Origin of the sequence: uncultured Thiothrix sp. (genome assembly GCF_937876535.1) — a bacterium.
Taxonomy (GTDB): Bacteria; Pseudomonadota; Gammaproteobacteria; order Thiotrichales; family Thiotrichaceae; genus Thiolinea.
The window spans coordinates 216,168-235,458 of the sequence record NZ_CALFHZ010000005.1; the positions used below are offsets into that span (position 1 = coordinate 216,168).

The 19,291-nt window shown below is 44.4% G+C and carries 22 protein-coding genes; 12 read left to right on the plus strand and 10 right to left on the minus strand.

The window, feature by feature from the left end; translation table 11 throughout:
* The first annotated feature begins 29 nt into the window (after window positions 1-29).
* The 6 genes from Q0230_RS02260 (at window position 30) to Q0230_RS19660 (ending at window position 5,916) form a co-directional block, all read left to right on the plus strand.
* Window positions 30-1,328, plus strand: coding sequence for an ABC transporter substrate-binding protein (locus tag Q0230_RS02260; RefSeq protein ID WP_298607738.1), 1,299 nt, complete (start codon window positions 30-32; stop codon window positions 1,326-1,328).
* 80 nt (window positions 1,329-1,408) lie between these two features.
* Window positions 1,409-2,221, plus strand: coding sequence for an ABC transporter ATP-binding protein (locus Q0230_RS02265; protein WP_298607739.1), 813 nt, complete (start codon window positions 1,409-1,411; stop codon window positions 2,219-2,221).
* A gap of 14 nt (window positions 2,222-2,235) precedes the next feature.
* Complete coding sequence (locus Q0230_RS02270) at window positions 2,236-3,474, plus strand: phenylacetate--CoA ligase family protein (protein WP_298607740.1); 1,239 nt, start codon at window positions 2,236-2,238, stop codon at window positions 3,472-3,474.
* Between the two features lie 176 nt (window positions 3,475-3,650).
* Window positions 3,651-4,223 carry a peroxidase-related enzyme gene (locus tag Q0230_RS02275; protein ID WP_298607742.1) on the plus strand — a complete coding sequence of 191 codons (573 nt, stop codon included), beginning with the start codon at window positions 3,651-3,653 and terminating at the stop codon, window positions 4,221-4,223.
* A gap of 242 nt (window positions 4,224-4,465) precedes the next feature.
* Window positions 4,466-5,671, plus strand: a complete 1,206-nt coding sequence (locus Q0230_RS02280) for a hypothetical protein (RefSeq protein ID WP_298607744.1) — start codon at window positions 4,466-4,468, stop codon at window positions 5,669-5,671.
* A gap of 113 nt (window positions 5,672-5,784) precedes the next feature.
* Complete coding sequence (locus Q0230_RS19660; RefSeq protein ID WP_367274120.1) at window positions 5,785-5,916, plus strand: HNH endonuclease; 132 nt, start codon at window positions 5,785-5,787, stop codon at window positions 5,914-5,916.
* Here Q0230_RS19660 and Q0230_RS02285 read toward each other — a convergent pair.
* Window positions 5,913-6,326 (minus strand): PIN domain-containing protein, encoded by a 414-nt coding sequence (locus Q0230_RS02285; RefSeq protein ID WP_298607745.1) that lies wholly within the window; start codon window positions 6,324-6,326, stop codon window positions 5,913-5,915. The two genes, Q0230_RS19660 and Q0230_RS02285, sit on opposite strands and share 4 nt — an antisense overlap.
* Entirely contained in the window at window positions 6,316-6,540 is a 225-nt protein-coding gene (locus Q0230_RS02290; RefSeq protein WP_298607746.1) for a type II toxin-antitoxin system VapB family antitoxin, read from the minus strand. The genes Q0230_RS02285 and Q0230_RS02290 overlap by 11 nt, the downstream gene beginning before the upstream one ends.
* 188 nt (window positions 6,541-6,728) lie before the next feature.
* Between Q0230_RS02290 and Q0230_RS02295 the strand changes: the two genes are divergently transcribed.
* The 5 genes from Q0230_RS02295 to Q0230_RS02315 all read left to right on the plus strand — a co-directional run bounded on the left by Q0230_RS02295 (window position 6,729) and on the right by Q0230_RS02315 (window position 10,374).
* Complete coding sequence (locus Q0230_RS02295; RefSeq protein WP_298607748.1) at window positions 6,729-7,046, plus strand: hypothetical protein; 318 nt, start codon at window positions 6,729-6,731, stop codon at window positions 7,044-7,046.
* A gap of 117 nt (window positions 7,047-7,163) precedes the next feature.
* On the plus strand, window positions 7,164-7,589 hold the full coding sequence (locus Q0230_RS02300; protein WP_298607750.1) for a hypothetical protein: 426 nt from the start codon (window positions 7,164-7,166) through the stop codon (window positions 7,587-7,589).
* 84 nt (window positions 7,590-7,673) lie between these two features.
* Window positions 7,674-8,342, plus strand: coding sequence for a nitroreductase (locus tag Q0230_RS02305; RefSeq protein ID WP_298607751.1), 669 nt, complete (start codon window positions 7,674-7,676; stop codon window positions 8,340-8,342).
* A 74-nt stretch (window positions 8,343-8,416) separates the two neighbouring features.
* The gene (locus Q0230_RS02310; protein ID WP_298607753.1) at window positions 8,417-9,715 is read left to right on the plus strand and encodes a hemolysin family protein; all 1,299 of its coding nucleotides are present in this window, start codon (window positions 8,417-8,419) and stop codon (window positions 9,713-9,715) included.
* A gap of 71 nt (window positions 9,716-9,786) precedes the next feature.
* Complete coding sequence (locus tag Q0230_RS02315; RefSeq protein WP_298607755.1) at window positions 9,787-10,374, plus strand: HdeD family acid-resistance protein; 588 nt, start codon at window positions 9,787-9,789, stop codon at window positions 10,372-10,374.
* A 64-nt stretch (window positions 10,375-10,438) separates the two neighbouring features.
* Here Q0230_RS02315 and Q0230_RS02320 read toward each other — a convergent pair whose 3' ends face one another.
* The 8 genes from Q0230_RS02320 to Q0230_RS02355 all read right to left on the minus strand — a co-directional run bounded on the left by Q0230_RS02320 (window position 10,439) and on the right by Q0230_RS02355 (window position 18,135).
* Window positions 10,439-10,987: a YggT family protein gene (locus tag Q0230_RS02320; protein ID WP_298607756.1), complete on the minus strand. Its 549-nt coding sequence runs from the start codon at window positions 10,985-10,987 to the stop codon at window positions 10,439-10,441.
* Window positions 10,988-10,995: 8 nt separating this feature from the next.
* Window positions 10,996-11,835 carry a pyrroline-5-carboxylate reductase gene (gene proC, locus Q0230_RS02325; RefSeq protein ID WP_298607758.1) on the minus strand — a complete coding sequence of 280 codons (840 nt, stop codon included), beginning with the start codon at window positions 11,833-11,835 and terminating at the stop codon, window positions 10,996-10,998.
* Window positions 11,836-11,914: 79 nt separating this feature from the next.
* Complete coding sequence (locus tag Q0230_RS02330) at window positions 11,915-12,895, minus strand: DUF2156 domain-containing protein (protein ID WP_298607760.1); 981 nt, start codon at window positions 12,893-12,895, stop codon at window positions 11,915-11,917.
* 45 nt (window positions 12,896-12,940) lie between these two features.
* A complete protein-coding gene (locus Q0230_RS02335; RefSeq protein WP_298607762.1) occupies window positions 12,941-14,410 on the minus strand; it encodes a YdiU family protein in 1,470 nt (489 codons plus the stop codon).
* Window positions 14,410-15,387, minus strand: a complete 978-nt coding sequence (folE2, locus tag Q0230_RS02340) for a GTP cyclohydrolase FolE2 (protein WP_298607764.1) — start codon at window positions 15,385-15,387, stop codon at window positions 14,410-14,412. Before folE2 ends, Q0230_RS02335 begins: the two co-directional genes overlap by 1 nt.
* 128 nt (window positions 15,388-15,515) lie before the next feature.
* On the minus strand, window positions 15,516-16,004 hold the full coding sequence (gene mreD / locus Q0230_RS02345; RefSeq protein WP_298607766.1) for a rod shape-determining protein MreD: 489 nt from the start codon (window positions 16,002-16,004) through the stop codon (window positions 15,516-15,518).
* Window positions 16,001-17,002 (minus strand): rod shape-determining protein MreC, encoded by a 1,002-nt coding sequence (gene mreC / locus Q0230_RS02350; RefSeq protein WP_298607790.1) that lies wholly within the window; start codon window positions 17,000-17,002, stop codon window positions 16,001-16,003. The genes mreD and mreC overlap by 4 nt, the downstream gene beginning before the upstream one ends.
* An 86-nt stretch (window positions 17,003-17,088) precedes the next feature.
* On the minus strand, window positions 17,089-18,135 hold the full coding sequence (locus tag Q0230_RS02355) for a rod shape-determining protein (protein ID WP_078920834.1): 1,047 nt from the start codon (window positions 18,133-18,135) through the stop codon (window positions 17,089-17,091).
* A 247-nt stretch (window positions 18,136-18,382) separates the two neighbouring features.
* Here Q0230_RS02355 and hslO point away from each other — a divergent pair, with 247 nt between their 5' ends.
* On the plus strand, window positions 18,383-19,279 hold the full coding sequence (gene hslO, locus Q0230_RS02360) for an Hsp33 family molecular chaperone HslO (protein ID WP_298607770.1): 897 nt from the start codon (window positions 18,383-18,385) through the stop codon (window positions 19,277-19,279).
* Window positions 19,280-19,291 lie beyond the last annotated feature (12 nt).

Consider the following 19,291-nt stretch of genomic DNA (forward strand, 5'->3'; position numbering starts at 1 on the left):
GTTTGTGTTTTATTTGGAGGAGAAAACAGATGAAATTGAAAAAGATCGGACTTGCCTTATTAGCAGCTGGTATGTTGGTAACTGCAATGCCAGCGGCAATGGCTGAGTTGACCTTCCCCATGTTGAGCTATCGTACTGGGCCTTATGGACCAAACGGCACTGAGTTTGCGGATGGTTATGCCGATTATCTCACTTTAGTCAACGAACGTGATGGTGGTGTCGGTGGGGTAAAAATCAAAGCACCTGAGTGCGAAACCGCCTACAACACTGAAAAAGGCGTTGAGTGCTATGAGTCTACTAAAGGGCAAGGCTCATTGATTTATCAACCGCTATCGACTGGTATTACCTATCAACTGATTCCTAAAGTCACCGCTGACAAAATCCCGATGCACTCAATGGGTTATGGCCGGACTTCAGCTGCTGACGGTAAGGTTTTCGAATACATTTTCAACTATCCAGCCAATTATTGGGATGGTGCTTCAGTCATCATCAAGCATCTCCTAGATCAGAACAAAGGTGATCTAAAAGGTAAGAAAATTACTCTGCTCTATCACAACTCTGCTTATGGTAAAGAGCCCATCCGTACCCTGGAAGAACTCTCTAAAAAACATGGTTACACCTTAAAAACCATTCCTGTTGAGCATCCCGGTCAAGAGCAAAAGTCACAATGGCTAGAAATCCGTCGGGATAACCCAGACTATGTAGTCATGTGGGGCTGGGGTGTTATGAACCAAGTCGCGATTAAAGAAGCGGGCAATATCAACTTCCCAATGGATAAGTTCATTGGTATCTGGTGGGCAGGCTCTGAAAACGATGTACGCCCTGCGGGTGCAGCAGCCAATGGCTACAAAGCCGCTACTTTCCACGGTGTTGGCACTGACTATCCCGTGTTCAAAGATATTGAGAAATATGTCAAAGGCCCAGGCAAAGCTGCTGGTGATGGCAAAAACATTGGTACTGTTCTGTATAACCGTGGCTTGTATGCTGCCATGTTAGCGGTGGAAGCTGCCGCTACTGCGCAGAAAATGCATAACACCAAAGAACTGACTGGCGCGCAAATGCGGGACGGGATGGAAAACCTCAAGATCGACAAAGCACGCTTGGAAGCTTTAGGCTTACCTAATTTTGCGCCAGAAATTAATGTTTCCTGTGCAAATCATGGTGGCCCAGGTCTTGCCGCCATCCAACAATGGGATGCGAAAGAAGGTAAGTGGAAGTTAATCACTGACTTTATCGCCTCTGATCGTGAAGTGATTGATCCATTAATCGCTGAAGACGCTGCGGCGTTTGCGAAGGAAAACAATATCACTCCACGTGAATGTAAATAAGGCTTCGGCCTGATTCTCCCTCCGTATTGTTTCGGTCAAATACGGAGGGAATCTTAGCAACTCCCTACTGACGGACAGCCATGACGACAGAAAACTCAATGCTCAGTATCAAGAATATTGAAGTGATTTACGATCACGTCATTCTGGTACTTAAAGGGATCTCGCTAGAAGTACCCAAAGGCGGGATAGTGGCGTTATTAGGTGCAAATGGCGCTGGCAAAACCACCACGATTAAATCGGTTTCGAATATTCTCAAAACTGAGCGTGGTGAAGTGACTAAAGGCTCGATTGAGTTTGAAAGCCAGCGCGTAGAGGATTTATCCCCTAATGACCTCGTCAAACGCGGTGTCGTCCAAGTGATGGAAGGCCGCCATTGCTTCGAGCATTTAACGGTTGAAGAGAATTTATTGACCGGTGCGTATATTCGCAAAGATGGGCGCAAAGCCGTTGCGGATGATTTAGAAATGGTTTACAGCTATTTCCCACGCTTGAAAGTGCGCCGTAAAAGCCAAGCGGGCTATACCTCCGGTGGGGAGCAGCAAATGGTGGCGGTTGGACGCGCGATGATGTCCCGCCCCAAATTGATTTTATTAGATGAACCTTCGATGGGCTTAGCTCCCCAACTCGTGGAAGAGATTTTCACGATTGTGCGCACCCTCAATCAGAAAGAAGGTGTGACGTTCCTGCTGGCTGAGCAGAATGCTTCGATTGCCTTACGCTATGCCACCTATGGCTATATTCTTGAAAATGGACGAGTAGTAATGGATGGCGCTGCCACTGATCTAGCCTCCAATGAAGACGTTAAAGAATTCTATCTCGGCCTCAGTGGTGGCGATAAGAAAAGCTTCCGCGATGTGAAGCATTATCGTCGGCGTAAGCGTTGGTTGGCTTAAGGGGAGGATGCTGCGTGAGCCACTATTATGATTCTTTAGAAACACGCGATGCTGCCGAACGTGAAGCTGCCTTAATTGCCGCAGTGGCTAAACAGGTGGCTCATGCCAAAGCACATGCTCCTGCTTATACCCAATTACTGGCTGAAGTGAACCCTGCGACAATCACTTCAGCCGCTGCAATTGCGGCGCTACCGATAACGCGCAAATCGGATTTATCAGCCTTACAAAAAGCGACTCCGCCTTTTGGGGGCTTAGCAGCGATTCAAGGTGTGGCACTCACGCATATTTTCGCTTCCCCTGGTCCTATTTATGAACCTGGCTCAATTCGTCGCCCAGATTTCTGGCGCTTAGCACGGGCTTTATATTGTGCAGGCTTTCGCCAAGGTGATTTAGCACATAACACGTTTTCTTATCACCTCACCCCGGCAGGTATGATGATGGAAAGTGGTGCACATGCGCTGGGTTGTGCAGTGATTCCAGCGGGTGTGGGGCAAACCGAACTACAGCTACAAACGATTGCCGATTTAAGGCCGAATGCTTATGTTGGCACGCCCTCATTTTTAAATATTCTCTTAGATAAAGCGACTGAACTCGGTATCGACATTAGTTCGATTACGCATGGCTTGGTCAGTGGTGAGGCTTATCCACCTACTTTCCGCGCCAAATTTGCAGAACGTGGGATCACTTGTTATCAAGCCTATGCCACCGCTGATTTAGGTTTGATTGCTTATGAAACGGAAGCTGCACAAGGTTTAGTCGTTGACGAAGGAATTTATCTAGAAATCGTCCGCCCCGGTACGGGTGATCCCGTCGCTGAGGGTGAAGTGGGCGAAATTGTCGTCACCAATCTGAATCCTGATTACCCACTAATTCGCTTTGCTACCGGTGATCTTTCGGCGATTATGTCAGGTCAAAGCCCATGTGGACGTACCAATAAACGGATTCGTGGTTGGATGGGGCGGGCGGATCAAACCGCGAAAGTACGCGGCATGTTTATTCATCCTTCGCAGGTGGATAAAGTGATTAAGCGCCATCCTGAAATCACCAAAGCCCGTTTAGTGGTGGAATGGCGTGATCAAGCGGATCAACTCAGTTTACATTGTGAAACGGCTGCTCCAAGCGAAAACTTAAGCCAAGCTATTGCCGCAAGTATTCGGGATATTTGTAAGCTGCGCGGTGAAGTGAAATTTGTCGAGCTCGGCAGCCTTGCCAATGATGGTGTGGTGATTAGCGATATTCGTAAATACGACTAAAGTTTAAGATCGCTTACGCTTTAGCCGACCACACGGACTCAATGCAGCCAGAATGATGATGGCGAGCCTTGCTGGAGTTGAATGCGCATGTTCCCTCCTCACATGCGTCGCCGGTTAAAAGCTTGTGTGGTTCGGCTTTTTATGAATTTAATTAATCCACGTAGAGGATGTGCTGCATGAGCGATTTTCCTATTAGCCGCTTTCCAATACCTAGTTTAGACAGCTTGCCAGACGATATTCGTGCACGGATTGAAGCGGTTCAAGAAAAGTCTGGTTTTATTCCGAATGTCTTTTTAGCTCTCGCTCATCGACCCGATGAATTTCGCGCTTTTTTTGCTTATCACGATGCTTTAATGGAAAAACCAAGCGGACTGACTAAAGCCGAACGCGAAATGATTGTGGTGGCAACCTCGAATGCTAATCAATGCCAATATTGTGTAGTCGCACATGGGGCTATTTTAAGAATTCGCGCGAAAAATCCCTTAATTGCCGATCAAATCGCGATTAATTACCGCAAAGCTGATATTAGCCCTCGCCAACATGCCATGCTGGATTTTGCTATGAAAGTTTCCCAAGCCGCTTACGAAGTGAATGATGCTGATTATGCCCTGCTCCGTGAGCATGGTTTTAGCGATGAAGATATTTGGGATATTGGCGGAGTCGCTGCTTTCTTTGGGATGAGTAATCGGCTGGCGAATATGCTGTCGATGCGGGCGAATGAGGAGTTTTATGGGATGGGTAGAGGGTGACTCTAAAGCACTCACGCAAACTACTGGCATTTTTTTATGCATTGACTGTATAATTCTGAACAATTAAACCTCAGCCCGCGAAATTCTCTATGACAATAATCACTTATTGTAGCTTCATAATTTTCGCCTATCCTAGTAGCTAGTCTTTGTACAGAAAGCATTCGAAGGCTGTCTATTCTGTAATATAGGGATTCCGCTTAGTAAACTATTGGCTTGCTAACCAGAAACTATGGAAAATATTTATGACTTATACAGCACAAGTTTTTAGAGTATTAATAGCATCGCCAGGAGATGTTAGTGAAGAAAGGGATACGGCTGTAAAAACAATTCAAGAATGGAATGATTTAAATTCTGCAGAACGTCAATTAGTTCTTTTACCATTGAGATGGGAAACACATTCAGCACCAGAATACGGGAAACGCCCTCAAGAAGTAATCAATCGTCAGGTTGTTGATCAATGCGATTTACTTGTAGGGATTTTTTGGACAAGAATTGGCAGTCCGACGGGAGTGGCTGCTAGTGGAACACTTGAAGAAATTGAAAGAGTTGCAAATGATGGAAAACTCGCGATGTTGTATTTTTCTAAATCAAGTAAGAATCCTGATGACATTGACTTAGAGCAATTAAAAAAATTAAGGGAATTTAAACAAAAAACATTTCCAAATGCGCTGGTTGAAAATTATAATGGCATAATAGATTTCCGCGACAAACTTTCAAAACAATTAGAAATACAACTACGAACCTTGCTTGCTAGCTCAACTAACAGGGCTGAGAATAATAACAGCACCCCCTATACAGATATTCTTTTTCAATTCGCAAACGTTGAGACCGGCGAGGCAATTGGCGATCAACTTACATTAAACTCCACAAACTTAAAAGTTACCGATTACGGATCTATTCCAGATTATCAACCTAAGAACACTGAAGCCAAATCACAAGAGCAGAGAGAACTTTTTGATTTAATAATGAAAACTAGAAATAGAGATAAAGACTATTACAGAAATAAGGTAGATAAACTTATAGAGAAAAGTAAAAGAATACCTGTAAGATTTTGGCTAAAAAATATAGGCACGGTTGGAGCTCGGGATGTTTTTTTAGAAATAAAACTCAAATCCAACAAACATCCAATCATATTACACGCTCAAAGGCAAATCGAAACTTCAGATGAACTATTGATTGCCATTGGAGATGATGGTGTCAAAGCTAATCGTGTTTCTGATACTTTATGGTCAACGAATATTGAAATGAGAGCACTCCAACCTAAAAGAGAAGTAAGTCCCGCAAGAAAACTTCTTCTTAGTGCCGAAGAAGACTGTTCTATTGATGTAGAAGCAAATATCTATGCTGATACTTTGTCTGAACCAATAACAAGAAAACTTAAAATCGCATATAAAATTAAAACTGTAGAAACAAGCTATAGTGATTTATTAGAAGAACTAGAAGAATAATCAACTATAGACTATGTTATTTAAACGCCAACAATTTACTCAACGACGAACGCGGTAATAGCCTATGATTCTCACTCCTTGCTTCCCACTATATTTATTATTTTGACGTTGGCGTGGCCATTATAAATAGCACAACAAACTTAACTGTTGACCATGTTATTCCTCTTTCACATGACGGAATAGATGACCAAAAGAATCTTCAATTTCTTTGTCGTAGCCATAACAGTATTAAAGGTGCTGACTAACTCAAAAACGGATTAATAATCAACAAGTCCCCTCGAATCTTTAAATAATGCTGCATATCTTCTGAATACAGAATCTTGCAACCAGCACGCAAAGCAACTGCGACAATCAAGCTATCCCAATAAGATAGACTGTATTCTAAGCGTAAGCCAGCAGCCGTCAGTAAATCTTCTTTTTCCTGTGCAAGTACTGGATAGCTTGCCATAAATTCTGATAGGAAATTTTGAATATAAGTCTGATCTTTGCCTGCTTTACGTATTAGATTAATACTAATTTCATTAGCAACTTGCACACTGCTATAAATACCCTCCTCCCCTGTAATTACGTCTATCGCTCTCTGATACTTTCCCTCATCTGACTTGATTAATGAGTAAAGCCAAATCTTAGTATCCAGAAAAACCTTAGCGGGCATAAATATCTTCCCGTGATATTGGTTTAAAATCAGCTAACTCAATAGGTTTTTGCAAATAGTTACTGAAGAACTCTTGCCTAGGTTTTTGTTGTTCACGGCGCAAACGCACTAACTCTTGTAGAGCCAAATGAACAACCTCGCGCTTGCTGCGAACATTAGTTAGACGGATGGCCTCTTTAACGAGAGTATCGTCCAGTATGATATTAGTACGCACAATAGAACCCCTAAAATGTGTATTCCTATACACATAGTAGTTAAGTGAGTTGTGATAAACAAGCTAAAAGGCTGAGCGCTGTTCTGAACTGGTGCGCACATTTTTTGTATAAATTGAGCCTTCATCACTAGTGATTTATCTACCATGAGTGCTATAACCAAGCTGTTAACCTAACACTTCAGGCCAGCATGTACACCGCCACTTTCACCTTCATCGCCAAGGAATTCGATGCCGAATTCTATGAACTCGACAATAAAATCGCAGCAGCTGCTAAAGTCATCCCTGGTTATTTAGGTGAGGAAGCGTGGGAGAATCCGCAAACCGGGAAAATCTCCACAGTTTACTATTGGGAATCTCTCGAAGCGTTGCAACAACTCATCAATGACCCTAACCATATCCTCGCTAAGCAAGCCTCCAGCCGTTGGCTGGAAAAGTATTACGTGACTATTTCCCAAGTCCTAAAGTCCTATGGGAATTCAGAAATCAATTTTGCAACTAAAGAATAAACACTTTAGCTTGCACTCATAACTGTTTCATCTGCCTGTCAAATTCATTCACGGTTCGCTATAGCGGATGCATAGTTAAGCAGCCGAATAACTCTAATAATTACTAGCAGGCGCTCTATGAAATACGATGATGCAGAATTTTACTTCCTCAATTTTGAAAGCGATGACCTACCCAACGAAGCAGGCGCTACCCATATCGGTATGTTTATGGCTTGGCTGATTAGACATGATCTAGTGTCTGAAGACCTCCAAGCCAGTGCATCAACAGAGCTTGAACAAGTAAAGTCTAAAAAAATGACTGGCAGAGCATTTTTGGTCGATCTTTGTGACTGCAAGCTCATGGCTGAGGATTTAAGTGAAGACGGCAATGCTTTTGCCAGTTGGTATTATGAATCCAACTACCTAGATGATTATGCCCAAGTGTTCAAAGTACGCGGTGAAACCACGATGGAATTTTGTAGTGTGGCGGATACTTGGGAGAATTATAAACAGCTTGCCCCCGTACTGGCGAAACGCTTTACTCAGTGGCAGAGTCAGGCTTGATTTAAAGGATGCGCTGCCTTGGTACTAGAGCCTAAGTTCAGCTTCCGTTACAGTACAGGTTTACCCCAAAACAGGAAAAGGATAATGAAGGTAAGCGAAGCATTGCAGGCTCGAAAATCCACTCGCGCTTTTTTAGATAAACCCGTCAGTCGTGAAACTATTGAGCAAATTCTAGATGCGGCACGTTGGGCACCTTCGGGCACTAATACCCAACCTTGGCAGGTAGCGGTATTTATGGGTGAAAAAAAGCGTGAGCTGCAGGACAAGATTGAGAGCGCTTATCGCAGTGGGGTGAAAGGCGGAATGGATTATTCTTATTATCCTGATGAGTGGAAAGATCCCTTTTTAGCACGGCGACGGGTGTGTGGTTTGCAACTGTATAGTGCACTTAAAATTGGCAAAGAAGATAAAGAGCGGCGTGCAGAACAGTGGGTGGCGAACTACCGCTCGTTTGATGCTCCAGTAATGCTGCTATTTTTCATTGATAAGATCATGGATACGGGTTCTTATTTAGACTATGGCATGTTTTTGCAATCAGTCATGCTCGCGGCGGTTGAGCAAGGTTTAGCTACCTGCCCTCAGGCTGCCTTAGGCGAATATCCAGATATTGTTCGAGAGTTCCTAGGCTACGATAAGGATCAAATCGTGGTTTGTGGGATGGCTTTAGGCTATGAAGACACCACGGCTGCGATTAATAGCTATCGTACTGAGCGCGAAGCTGTGAATAATTTCACGCAGTTTTATATCGACTAAGTACCCGCCATACAGACCTAGCGTTAAAAATGCTATAATCCCTGCCATTCATTTTTGACGGGGATTATTAAACTGTGGACGTTGCCATTTTATTTGGCCTGATTTTATTGAATGGCTTTTTTGCCATGTCGGAAATTGCCTTAGTCGCTGCCCGTAAAGCGCGCTTACAGAACCTTGCTCAGCAAGGTGATGACAATGCTGCACTCGCCCTACGCTTAGGCGAAGACCCAACCTTTTTTCTTTCCGCAGTTCAAATCGGCATTACCTCGATTGGCGTGTTAAACGGAATCGTTGGTGAAGCAGCTTTAAGCCCCCCTTTCAGTACTTGGCTGCAAAGTTTAGGTTTAGAAGAACATATCGCCAGCCCCTTAGCCACTGGTTTAGTGGTCGTTAGTATTACTTATTTCTCCATCGTGCTAGGTGAATTAGTACCCAAACGGGTCGGACAGATGAACCCTGAAGCGATTGCACGCTTTGTAGCAACTCCAATGTGGTGGCTAGCGATTATCACGAAACCTTTTGTTATGTTGCTTTCTGGCTCTACACGCCTATTATTAAGTTTATTGGGTGCAAAAGATGATGGACGCTCTTCAGTAACGGAAGAAGATATTCATTTATTATTGAGTGAAGGTTCCGAAGCGGGGGTAATTGAAGCGCAAGAGCATCAAATGGTGCGGAATGTATTCCGCTTAGATGATCGGCAAATCTCTTCCTTTATGGTGCCGCGCAGTGATGTAGCTTATTTAGATGTGGATCGTCCTTTAGAAGAAAATCTGGAGCTGATCCAAACCAGCCGCTATTCACGCTTCCCCGTGGTCAAAGGGAATTGGAAAGAAGTTTTAGGCGTGGCCAGCACCAGCCGCTTATTGAACCAAAATCTGAGTGGTGAACCAATTGATCTAACTAAAAACCTCCGCCCGGCTGCTTTTGTGCCTGAATCCTTAACAGGGATTGAGTTATTAGAAAACTTTAAAGACTCGGGTAGCCAGTTAGTTTTTATTATTGATGAATACGGTGAAATTCAAGGGATCGTTACTCTACATGATATGATGGAAGCGATTATGGGTGAGTTTAAACCCCAGCACCAAGATGATACTTGGGCCGTACAACGCGAGGACGGTAGCTGGTTACTAGATGGCTTAATTCCCATCCCTGAACTGAAAGATCGTCTGGATATTCGTACCGTCCCAGAAGAAGATAAAGGACGCTATCACACGATTAGTGGAATGCTAATGCTACTTTTAGGCCGCTTACCCCAAGAGGCTGACCATTGCGAATGGGAGGGTTGGCGTCTAGAAGTAGTGGACATGGACGGCACACGGATTGATAAAGTCATGGCCACCCGCATTCAAGCTGAAGAACAGGGTGTCTGAGCATTTTTTGCACTAACCATTAGGACTGTAAACTACAATTACCAAATAGGAAGGTTGGGAGACTCTCTACAATGGAACTGTTGATTGGCATATCCCGCGAGGCACGTCTGCGGGTCATTGAACTGGGTAAAAATTGGGATCATTTTCTAGTCCTTGGCTGTATCCTCTTGTTGGGAGGGGTATTAGCGATCACGATCCCCTTATTGACTAAAGCGAATGCTGAAATAATCACTGGTTGGACTTATCTAGCTTGTGGTTTTTTTCAGCTCTTCCAAGCCCTACGTGTACATGGTACTGAAAGTTTTCGCTGGTGGTTGTTATTCGGCACCCTCCTTGTCTTACTTGCTGTGGCAATTCTCCAAAATCCTTTAGTACAAATTGCCACCTTGCATGTAGTCACCAGCCTGTTAGTTCTTTTGGGTCTTTTAAAAATTACTTATGCCTATCGGTTACGCCCTGCTCGTGAATGGAGCTGGCTGATAGTTTCAGGTTTGATCAGTTTAGTGCTGGCCACTTTATTGGTTTCTAATTTATTCAACGCTCATACAAAACTCAGCCTCTGCTTAGCTATTGAGCTACTTAATGCAGGATTATGGCTTACCGTAATTGGTTGGGGATTTAATACGATGAATGAGCGTTTGATTAAACAAGTTATCTAAACTAAATCAACCACTCAGCTAAAAAGGCAGGCTAAGCAAACCGCTTAGTTTGCTTAGCCAAGCTTCAAATATTAGGGAAACCACCCAGCGCAATTAACACCACTTGTAACAACAAAATAGCGACTAGTGGTGATAAATCGACCATTCCAATCAGGGGGACGAATTTCCGAATCGGATCAAGCATTGGGGCAGTTAAACTATCTAATAAAGAACCCATCGGATTCCCATAACTATTACCCACCCAACTCATAATCGCCTGCACAATTAAAGCGACCATGAATATCCATACCACAGTGCGAATTAGATCAGCCAGCACGGCTAGTAATAAGCCACCTACCCCAGCATCCAGTCCTTGGATACTCATTAATAAAGTAGCTGCAATCAGCTTTAAAGTGAACGCAAGCACTAAAGAAGCACTATCAATCTTGCCAATCGGCGGAACAAAACGGCGTAAAGGAACCAGCACTGGATTAGTGATCTTGACAAGAAACTGCGAGAGCGGGTTATAAAAATCAGCTCTGACTAAAGCCAATAGAAACCGCAGTAACACCGCACCAATATAGAGTGAAAACAGCGTTGAAATCAGAAATACCGCAATATTTTGAAAAACCATGAAAGCTCCTAACTATTCGCTGCTGCCAATTCTTTCGAGCGTTGTGCAGAAGCTTTTAAAGCCTCAGCAAAAAGAGGCACTAAGCCGCCCGCATTTAAGGTATTTAAAGCAGCCTCGGTAGTACCCCCTTTAGACGTCACTTGCTTACGCAAATCAGCCGGTTGTTGATCACTTTCTAAAGCCAAACGCGCCGCACCCAAAGCGGTTTGCACCACTAACAGATGGGCATCTTCTGGCTTTAAACCTAAAGACTCTGCTGCAGCCTGCATCGCTTCCATCACTAAGAAGAAATAAGCCGGGCCACTCCCTGAGACTGCAGTTACAGCATCCAGTTTAGCCTCATCCTCAAACCACAAGGTAATTCCAACAGTGCGTAATATGCTTTCTGCCAGGCTACGCTGCTCCTTGGAAACCTGTGCATTCGCATATAAACCGGTGGCACCTGCTTTGACTAAAGCCGGTGTATTTGGCATACAGCGTACAATGGGTAAATTACCGCCCAACCAGGCATTCAAAGATGCCTCACGAATCCCTGCGGCAACCGACACGAACATGGGGCGTTGCTTTTGGGCTAAGTCTTGCAAAGGTTCGATCACGGTACGCATGACTTGTGGCTTCACCGCTAAGACAACAACATCAGCATCTTGAAGCGTGGCGGCATTATCTGTACTAGTGAAAATCTGACTGCCATAACTACGAATTACATCCAACTGATTCTGATCCGGATCAGACACCCGAATCTGTAGATTACCTGCCTCTTGCAACATACCCACAATCAGACTGCGTGCCATATTGCCGGCACCGATAAAAGCAACCGTGGTAGGTTTTCTGGATAATTGTGGAGTCATAGGCGTTTATCTCTTGGCTTTAAACATGGTTGTTTAGTTTATAACAGCTCAGTGTATGGCGTCGCTACACTTACTTAGCTTAAATCATGCGCATGGCTTTCATCAGAATAATCATCTCCCATAAACGATTGCCCTGTGTTGATGAAAAATAAACAGGCTGACGCTGCCCATGAAATTTTTTCTTATGGCTAATATTGCCTTGAAAGGGATACAGATGATTGAGTTTACGATAGGCATATTTTAAGCCTTTCATAGTGAATTCATTATGGCGAAAATGCTTACGTAGTACATACAAAGGCATTAAGCCTAAGGAGACTTTTTGCACGCCTTCTTGCTCAAAAATTCGAATAGCTTCAAGAATAATAAAGACACTCAGGCCATTCGGTGCAGCGGCAGTAATTCGGTCAAAATTATGATAATAGCCGACAATCTTGCCTTGCTCGTACATCGGATCAAAAATCGCTAAGCCTATTAACTTTCCCTGCTGCCGTGCCCAAAAGCAACGTACATCGGGTTCATCGGTAGGCACAAAAGGCCGAGTTAGAAGAATGAGTTCCTTGCCACCTTTTTCCTGCATCCACTCTTTAGATAAAGCCTCAATTTCACTCATGTTACAAGCTGAAAGCGCGCGCTCTTCGACCGTCACGCCTTCCCGCTCACATTTATTCCGCCATTGACGTAATTTGGAGCGTTCTTTACCCGCTAAATCAAAAGGAATGGGTAGTTCAGCTTCTTGACCAAAATGATTCACTTCATAACCCAGTTGTTCGAGAATTTGGCCAATCGGTGCAGTGCATTGCAAAACGATTACACGTTTATGCAACTGGATGAAGCGCCGTAATAAACCTTCGGCTTGATCCGATGCACAAATTGGATCAGCTAAGATAATCTTCCGCCCTAAAGGTGCAAATAAGGGATGGCGAAATGGCAAATAGGCAATAAAGCCAATGCCCTCTTCAAGATAATACTGCATGCCTGCTTGCAAGCTAGAATAGCTTAAGCAACTCTTACCATATTGTTTCAGATAAGGTTCAAGGCGCTGCCAATCGGGATGAGTCATTGCATACTTAAGATAATTGCTAAGCGCGCATTGTCGAAGAAAGCTTCACGAAGAGCAACTGACACTAATACTATCCGCCCAAGCGGGTGGATGATCGCTATAGCTTTCCATCCCTGCCTGCTCAGTAAATGGCTGTTGCAGTAGTTTTAACAATAAATCCACTTCACTGGCATCACCCTGCTCTGCCTTGGCAATCGCTTGCTGAGCCATATAATTCCGCAAAATATAAACTGGATTCACTTGCTGCATGCGTGCTTGCCGCTCAATATCGACCGACTGTTCTTGTAGCAAGCGTTCACGATACTGAATAGCCCAAGCATCGAAAGCACTTCGCTCTACAAATAAATCACGCAAAGTAGATTCAGATTGATTGGCTTGTAAACCAAGCTTACTTAGACGGCGAAAGAAAATCGTGTAATCGACTAAATTCTGCTGCATCTTAATTAATAAATCAGCGATTAAACCTTCATCAGTCTCAACTGCCTGCTGTAAGCCCAATTTAGCACGCATTCCAGTCAGCCAAGCCTGATCAAATTCAGCTTGATATTGGAGTAGAGCGGAACGGGCTTTTTCAACGGCCTCATCCGGGTCCTCTGCTAGTAAAGGCAAAAAAGTGTGGGCTAAAGCATTGAGATTCCATAAACCAATTGAAGGCTGCTGATCAAAGGCATAGCGCCCTGCTTGGTCAGTATGATTACAGATAAAACCCGGATCATAGACATCTAAAAAGCCATAAGGGCCATAATCTAAGGTCAGCCCAAGAATGGACATATTGTCGGTATTCATCACCCCATGCGCAAAACCTACACACTGCCATTGCGCCATCAAGCGTGCAGTACGCTTCACGACCGTTTCCAGTAAACCCAGATACGGCTCCGCTGTCGATTGCAATTCAGGAAAATGATTAGCTAGAACGAAGTCTGCCAGTTGCTTGAGCTGCTCATATTGACGACGATGGAAAAACACTTCAAAGCTACCAAAGCGGACATGGGATGGTGACATGCGGACTAATAGAGCACCCTGCTCAAGACGCTCGCGATATACCTCTTCATCACTCACCAACATGCATAAAGCACGAGTCGTAGGAATGCCTAAAGCCTGCATCGCCTCTGAGCACAAATACTCACGCACCGTAGAACGGATGACTGCCCGCCCATCACTAAAACGTGAGAATGGGGTTGGCCCAGAGCCTTTTAATTGCAGCTCCCAACCTTGGGTCTCCCCAAGAATAATCGCACGCCCATCTCCAAGTTGTGGCACATAAGTTCCAAACTGGTGACCCGCATAGAGCATGGAAATGGGCTGAGTGCCTTCCCAAGCTCGTTCACCATTAAAATAAGCAGTAAAAGCTGGATTCTGTGCTTCCCTTGGATCTAACTGAATCAGTTGCGCTGCTGCCGCATTAAAGCTAAACAGCTGTGCATTGGCTAAAGGTGTAGGCCTCACCCGCGCATAAAAATGCGCAGGTAATTGCGCAAAGCGATTCTGAAACGGCAGCGTATCCAGCGTATACATCAACAGCTCATATAATCATGCGGATCGTCTTGATAACCGCCATCAATACCCTTCACCACGACAGAGACAGCATCATGCGCATGCAGACTTTCTAAGTGATTGACACGAATCCAGAAATCACGCACTGAAATATCTTCTGACATCGCGAGTTTCAAGCGACGGGCTGCATCTTCACAGAACATTAAGTTGGCTGCATTCAAACGTGCAAACTCTTGTTCATCTTCACGTTTAACCGCCGCTTGCACTGGAGTCTGTAAAGCATTCTCAATACGATCAATTAGGCTAGTGAGTGGTAAATTGCGGATTTTTTCCGCTAATTTCACTTTCACTTGCGCCATACTACGTTGACTATGGGGAGTGGCACTGATGCCTTGCGTCGTACCTAACCAGTCATACACTGTGTTTGCATTGACGACTCCCTCGCCAAATTGGTCACGAAAACCCTCTTGAATCAATTGGCGCGCCAAAGCTGCTGAACACGGGCAGGTAGAGGAATAAGGTACCTCTACTTGTGCTTCCAAATCAAACTGTTGACCACGTAAAGTCGCAGCAACACGTACTGGATAATTCTTCCAGCCTCTATTACCGCTGACTAAAGAGCTACGCTTTTCAAAATAATTGAAACGGCACTCCAGATAAGCGGCATTACTTAAATTACCGTGGGACTCTACAAACTGCGTGACCGTTTTGCGCAATAATTCTGGCGTAAGCTCATGCATACTGAGCAAATTATCCAGTGCTAAGTACAGGCGTGACATATGAATCCCTTTGCTATTGGGATCGATTAAATTCACATAAGCTTGTACCCGTGCAAGCGTTTGAATCTTTTCGCCGGTAGAGTTCAGTACCAAAACTGGGATTTCGATGGCACTCATGCCGACCCAGTTTAGACTACCTTTTGGCCCTGCATGCGGTTGGCTTGCAATATCTGGTAAGACAGTGCAAGACAAATCAGTGCAGGCATTAGTTGCACTCATGGACAAGCTCCTTAACTTAAAGTTAATTTCTATTAGTGGGGTCTAAGGTAACAAAACTCAAGGAGCTGGCGCAATTCACCTACTATAAGGTGGCAGTATAACGAGAAGTGGTAAGAACTGTCGTGCAATCAAACCATTTTACGGGGTACGTAAAAATAGCCCAGAATCCCATGATAAATCGGCCAAACCAATAAGCTACTCAACAGTGGCATCCAATAGAGTAAACCAGGGCCAATATTGCCAGTCACTCCTCTAATCCACAGATTTATCAGCATAAAGATGCCAACTACAATGAAGATCAAAGCAAACTGCTGCAAGAAGGCTTCTGCGGACATCCGCAAACTGAGGCGCACTGCAAAATAAGTGACGAGCACATAACCTAAGGCATGTTGCCCAAGCAGTGCATAAGAAATCGTATCCGCCAATAACCCCATGAAGAAAGCTACAAACAGATTCACATTCTGACGCATACACAAAGCCCAATGAATCAAACTTAACACCACAAAATCTGGACGCCAGTAAGACCACTCAGGAGGCAGGGGCACATTATTTAAACCTAAGCCAATCAATAAGGTTAACCAGATAGCACCGGGGAAGCGTGGTAAATTCTCAATCATTGCGGATGCCCTGCTGGCTTACTGGCTGTGGTTGGTTTGTTCGCTGGCTTCTCGTCTTTTTTAGTTTTCTCGTCTTTCTTATTCTTAATATCCGCTGGTTTGGCAGGAGCAGTAGGTGCTGCGGGTGGTATAGCTGGCAACATTTCTACTGGTGAAGGACTAATCCGCCACAACAATAAGACTTCACGGGTATTATCGAAATTAATCATCGGCTTAGCGCTAATATTCGCAAAAGGATCACCCGAAATATACTGCACACCATTCGGAATAACTTTTGCAACAGGAAAATCTGGTGGAAATAACATATCTAAGCCGGAGCTTACAAACACATCACCATCTTGGACATTACTACTGCTACCAGCCACAATACTTTTCAACTCTAGAATATCCGCCTTCCCCGTACCATTGGCGAGTGCCCGCATCCCTGTACGTAAATTCCGCACCGGAATCGCATGTTGGCGATCAGTCAATTCCATGACTTTAGAACTAAAGGGGGTGACTTCAACGACCTGCCCGTAGATATTCCCCCCTTCTGCTAATACAACTTGCTTTTCATGTACCCCATCGCGCGAGCCTTTATTTAAGGTGACGACTTGCCGACCACGTTCATCTGAAGCTGCAATCACTTCAGCCATAGTGAAGGTATAGCCCACTCTCTTATCAACTTTGAGTAGCTCACGCAGGCGGGCATTTTGCTGCTCTAAAACCTGCATATCGCGGTATTGCACAGAATAAAGCCGCAGTTGTTCTTTTAAAGCCGAGTTTTCACTGGCCAAATGCGTTTGATTAGCGAAAAAGCCAGTTACTTTGGTATAGAGATTAAAAGGCGCATCCACCATCCGTTGTAGAGGATAGGCAACAATGGCAAAACCGGTGCGCACAGGTTTAGTGGCAGCTGGATTACGATAATCCACTGCCATCAAAGACAAAGCTGCAATCAGTAGAAGCACAAACTGAAAGGATAAGCCCGGTGTTGCGTGATAATCAGTATCGTTAATGGCAGTCTAGGCTCCCTGTTATCTACCCTGAAAGTGACTGCTAGAGGTATTCATTATTTATATTATTGAGCAAACCTTAGCAGCGCTTAATCAGTAGCAAGGAATGCATCCCCTTCAGCTTCTAAGATTTCTAGAATTTTACCACCACCGCGTGCCACACAAGTTAATGGATCATCAGCAATGACCACCGGAATTCCAGTTTCTTCCATTAAGAGGCGATCAAGGTCACGCAATAAAGCACCACCACCAGTCAGTACAATCCCACGATCCGCCACGTCTGCACCTAATTCTGGTGGAGTTTGTTCTAAAGCGGTTTTAACTGAGCTTACAATTCCAAAAAGTGGCTCTTGTAAGGCCTCAAGAATTTCATTGCTGGTTAAAGTAAAGGCACGCGGCACACCTTCTGAGAGATTCCGACCTTTAACCTCAATCTCTAATAACTCTTTACCAGGATACGCCGAACCGATTTCGCACTTAATCCGCTCAGCGGTTGCTTCACCGATCAACATGCCGTAGTTACGACGCACATAGCTAATGATTGCTTCATCTAAACGGTCGCCGCCGATGCGAACTGAAGCCGAATAAACAATCCCACGTAGGGACATGATAGCGACTTCTGAGGTGCCACCACCGATGTCTAATACCATTGAGCCAATCGCTTCATCGACTGGAATGCCTGCACCAATCGCAGCAGCCATCGGCTCTTCGATCAAATAAACCTTGCGCGCACCTGCACCCAAAGCAGAATCTTTAATTGCACGCCGCTCAACTTGAGTCGCACCACAAGGCACACAGATGACCACACGCGGGCTTGGACGCAGGATACGACCCGAATCAACTTTACGAATAAAATGTTGCAGCATTTTTTCGGTGTAAGTGAAGTCGGCAATGACCCCATCTTTCATTGGACGAATCGCAGTAATATTTTCTGGTGTACGCCCTAACATTTTTTTCGCTTCAGCACCGACCGCTTCAATAGATTTAGGTCCGCCGGGGCCACGATCTTGCCGGATAGCAACTACTGAAGGCTCATTGAGAACAATGCCCTTTCCGCGCATATAAATAAGGGTATTGGCTGTCCCAAGATCTACTGAAATATCATTGGAGAATAAACCAGAAATGGCTTTGAACATTGTTGTAAAGTCCGGCAAAAGCTAAAAATTATGAGAGGGGGACCGTGAAGTTGTCCTTAATGGTCCTAGTTATCCATGCCTCAAATCAGGTCGGCCCAAATTTCCTGCGTAAATGTAGCAACCAGCGGGGGTTTGGGCAAGCCAACTTATATGATAAGTTCACCAACCATATTCCCCAAGTAGGCATTGCGCGGGAATTTTATCACACACTGAAACTAAAGGTAGTAGCTACAAGGCTGATTCTTGCATGAGAAGAGATATTTTACGGCGTTTTATCCTAGAAAAAGCGAATATTCGCGGGGAATGGGTACATTTAGAAACATCTTGGCATCAACTTTTAGAGCGTGCTGATTATCCCCCTGTAATACGCAAGGTTTTGGGCGAAGCTTTAAGTGCTGCTGTTTTATTATCCGCCACAGTCAAACATACAGGCTCACTAATTTTGCAAATTCGTGGAGATGGCCCTGTGCATTTATTAGTAGTCCACGCTACACCGCAAGGCGAAGTACGCGGCTTAGCTCAATGGACCAGCGTGCCTGAAGAAGACAGCGATTTAGCCACTATTTTTGGCACAGGGCATATTGCCATCACTTTAGAGGCAGCGAGTAATCACGAACGTTATCAGGGAATTATCGCCTTAGAAGGTGGAAATTTAACCCAAGCTTTAGAACAGTATTTTGCACGTTCTGAACAATTACCAACACGTTTATGGCTTACTTCTGACCATCATAGTTGTGCGGGCTTACTCTTACAGCGTTTACCTGAGGATAAATACGCTAGCTCTGAACAAGTAGAAGCTCAAGCTGAAGATTGGAATCGGGTATCACTACTTTTAGATACTTTAACGGTAGAAGAATTACGTGATCTTCCTGCTGAAGATTTACTCTATCGTCTCTTCCATGAAGAAACCCCAAGGCTCTTTGATCCAAAATCCATTAAATTTCATTGCAACTGTAGCCGTCATAAAATTGAAACCATGCTGCGTTCTTTAGGTGAAGAAGAAGTGCAATCCATTTTAAGCGAACAGGATAATATCAGCGTGACTTGTGAGTTTTGTAATGCTAAGTATGTTGTTGATTCAGTTGATGCCACACGCTTATTCACAGAAAACGTAGTGGATTTAGCGAATAACACAGTTCACTAACTAAAGTAGCTC

Coding starts and splice junctions, on each gene's coding strand:
- Q0230_RS02260 (WP_298607738.1), top strand. CDS start 30: ATGAAATTGAAAAAGATCGGACTTGCCTTATTAGCAGCTGGTATGTTG.
- Q0230_RS02265 (WP_298607739.1), top strand. CDS start 1,409: ATGACGACAGAAAACTCAATGCTCAGTATCAAGAATATTGAAGTGATT.
- Q0230_RS02275 (WP_298607742.1), top strand. CDS start 3,651: ATGAGCGATTTTCCTATTAGCCGCTTTCCAATACCTAGTTTAGACAGC.
- Q0230_RS02280 (WP_298607744.1), top strand. CDS start 4,466: ATGACTTATACAGCACAAGTTTTTAGAGTATTAATAGCATCGCCAGGA.
- Q0230_RS02285 (WP_298607745.1), bottom strand. CDS start 6,326: ATGCCCGCTAAGGTTTTTCTGGATACTAAGATTTGGCTTTACTCATTA.
- Q0230_RS02295 (WP_298607748.1), top strand. CDS start 6,729: ATGTACACCGCCACTTTCACCTTCATCGCCAAGGAATTCGATGCCGAA.
- Q0230_RS02300 (WP_298607750.1), top strand. CDS start 7,164: ATGAAATACGATGATGCAGAATTTTACTTCCTCAATTTTGAAAGCGAT.
- Q0230_RS02305 (WP_298607751.1), top strand. CDS start 7,674: ATGAAGGTAAGCGAAGCATTGCAGGCTCGAAAATCCACTCGCGCTTTT.
- Q0230_RS02315 (WP_298607755.1), top strand. CDS start 9,787: ATGGAACTGTTGATTGGCATATCCCGCGAGGCACGTCTGCGGGTCATT.
- Q0230_RS02320 (WP_298607756.1), bottom strand. CDS start 10,987: ATGGTTTTTCAAAATATTGCGGTATTTCTGATTTCAACGCTGTTTTCA.
- proC (WP_298607758.1), bottom strand. CDS start 11,835: ATGACTCCACAATTATCCAGAAAACCTACCACGGTTGCTTTTATCGGT.
- Q0230_RS02330 (WP_298607760.1), bottom strand. CDS start 12,895: ATGACTCATCCCGATTGGCAGCGCCTTGAACCTTATCTGAAACAATAT.
- Q0230_RS02335 (WP_298607762.1), bottom strand. CDS start 14,410: ATGTATACGCTGGATACGCTGCCGTTTCAGAATCGCTTTGCGCAATTA.
- folE2 (WP_298607764.1), bottom strand. CDS start 15,387: ATGAGTGCAACTAATGCCTGCACTGATTTGTCTTGCACTGTCTTACCA.
- mreD (WP_298607766.1), bottom strand. CDS start 16,004: ATGATTGAGAATTTACCACGCTTCCCCGGTGCTATCTGGTTAACCTTA.
- Q0230_RS02355 (WP_078920834.1), bottom strand. CDS start 18,135: ATGTTCAAAGCCATTTCTGGTTTATTCTCCAATGATATTTCAGTAGAT.
- hslO (WP_298607770.1), top strand. CDS start 18,383: ATGAGAAGAGATATTTTACGGCGTTTTATCCTAGAAAAAGCGAATATT.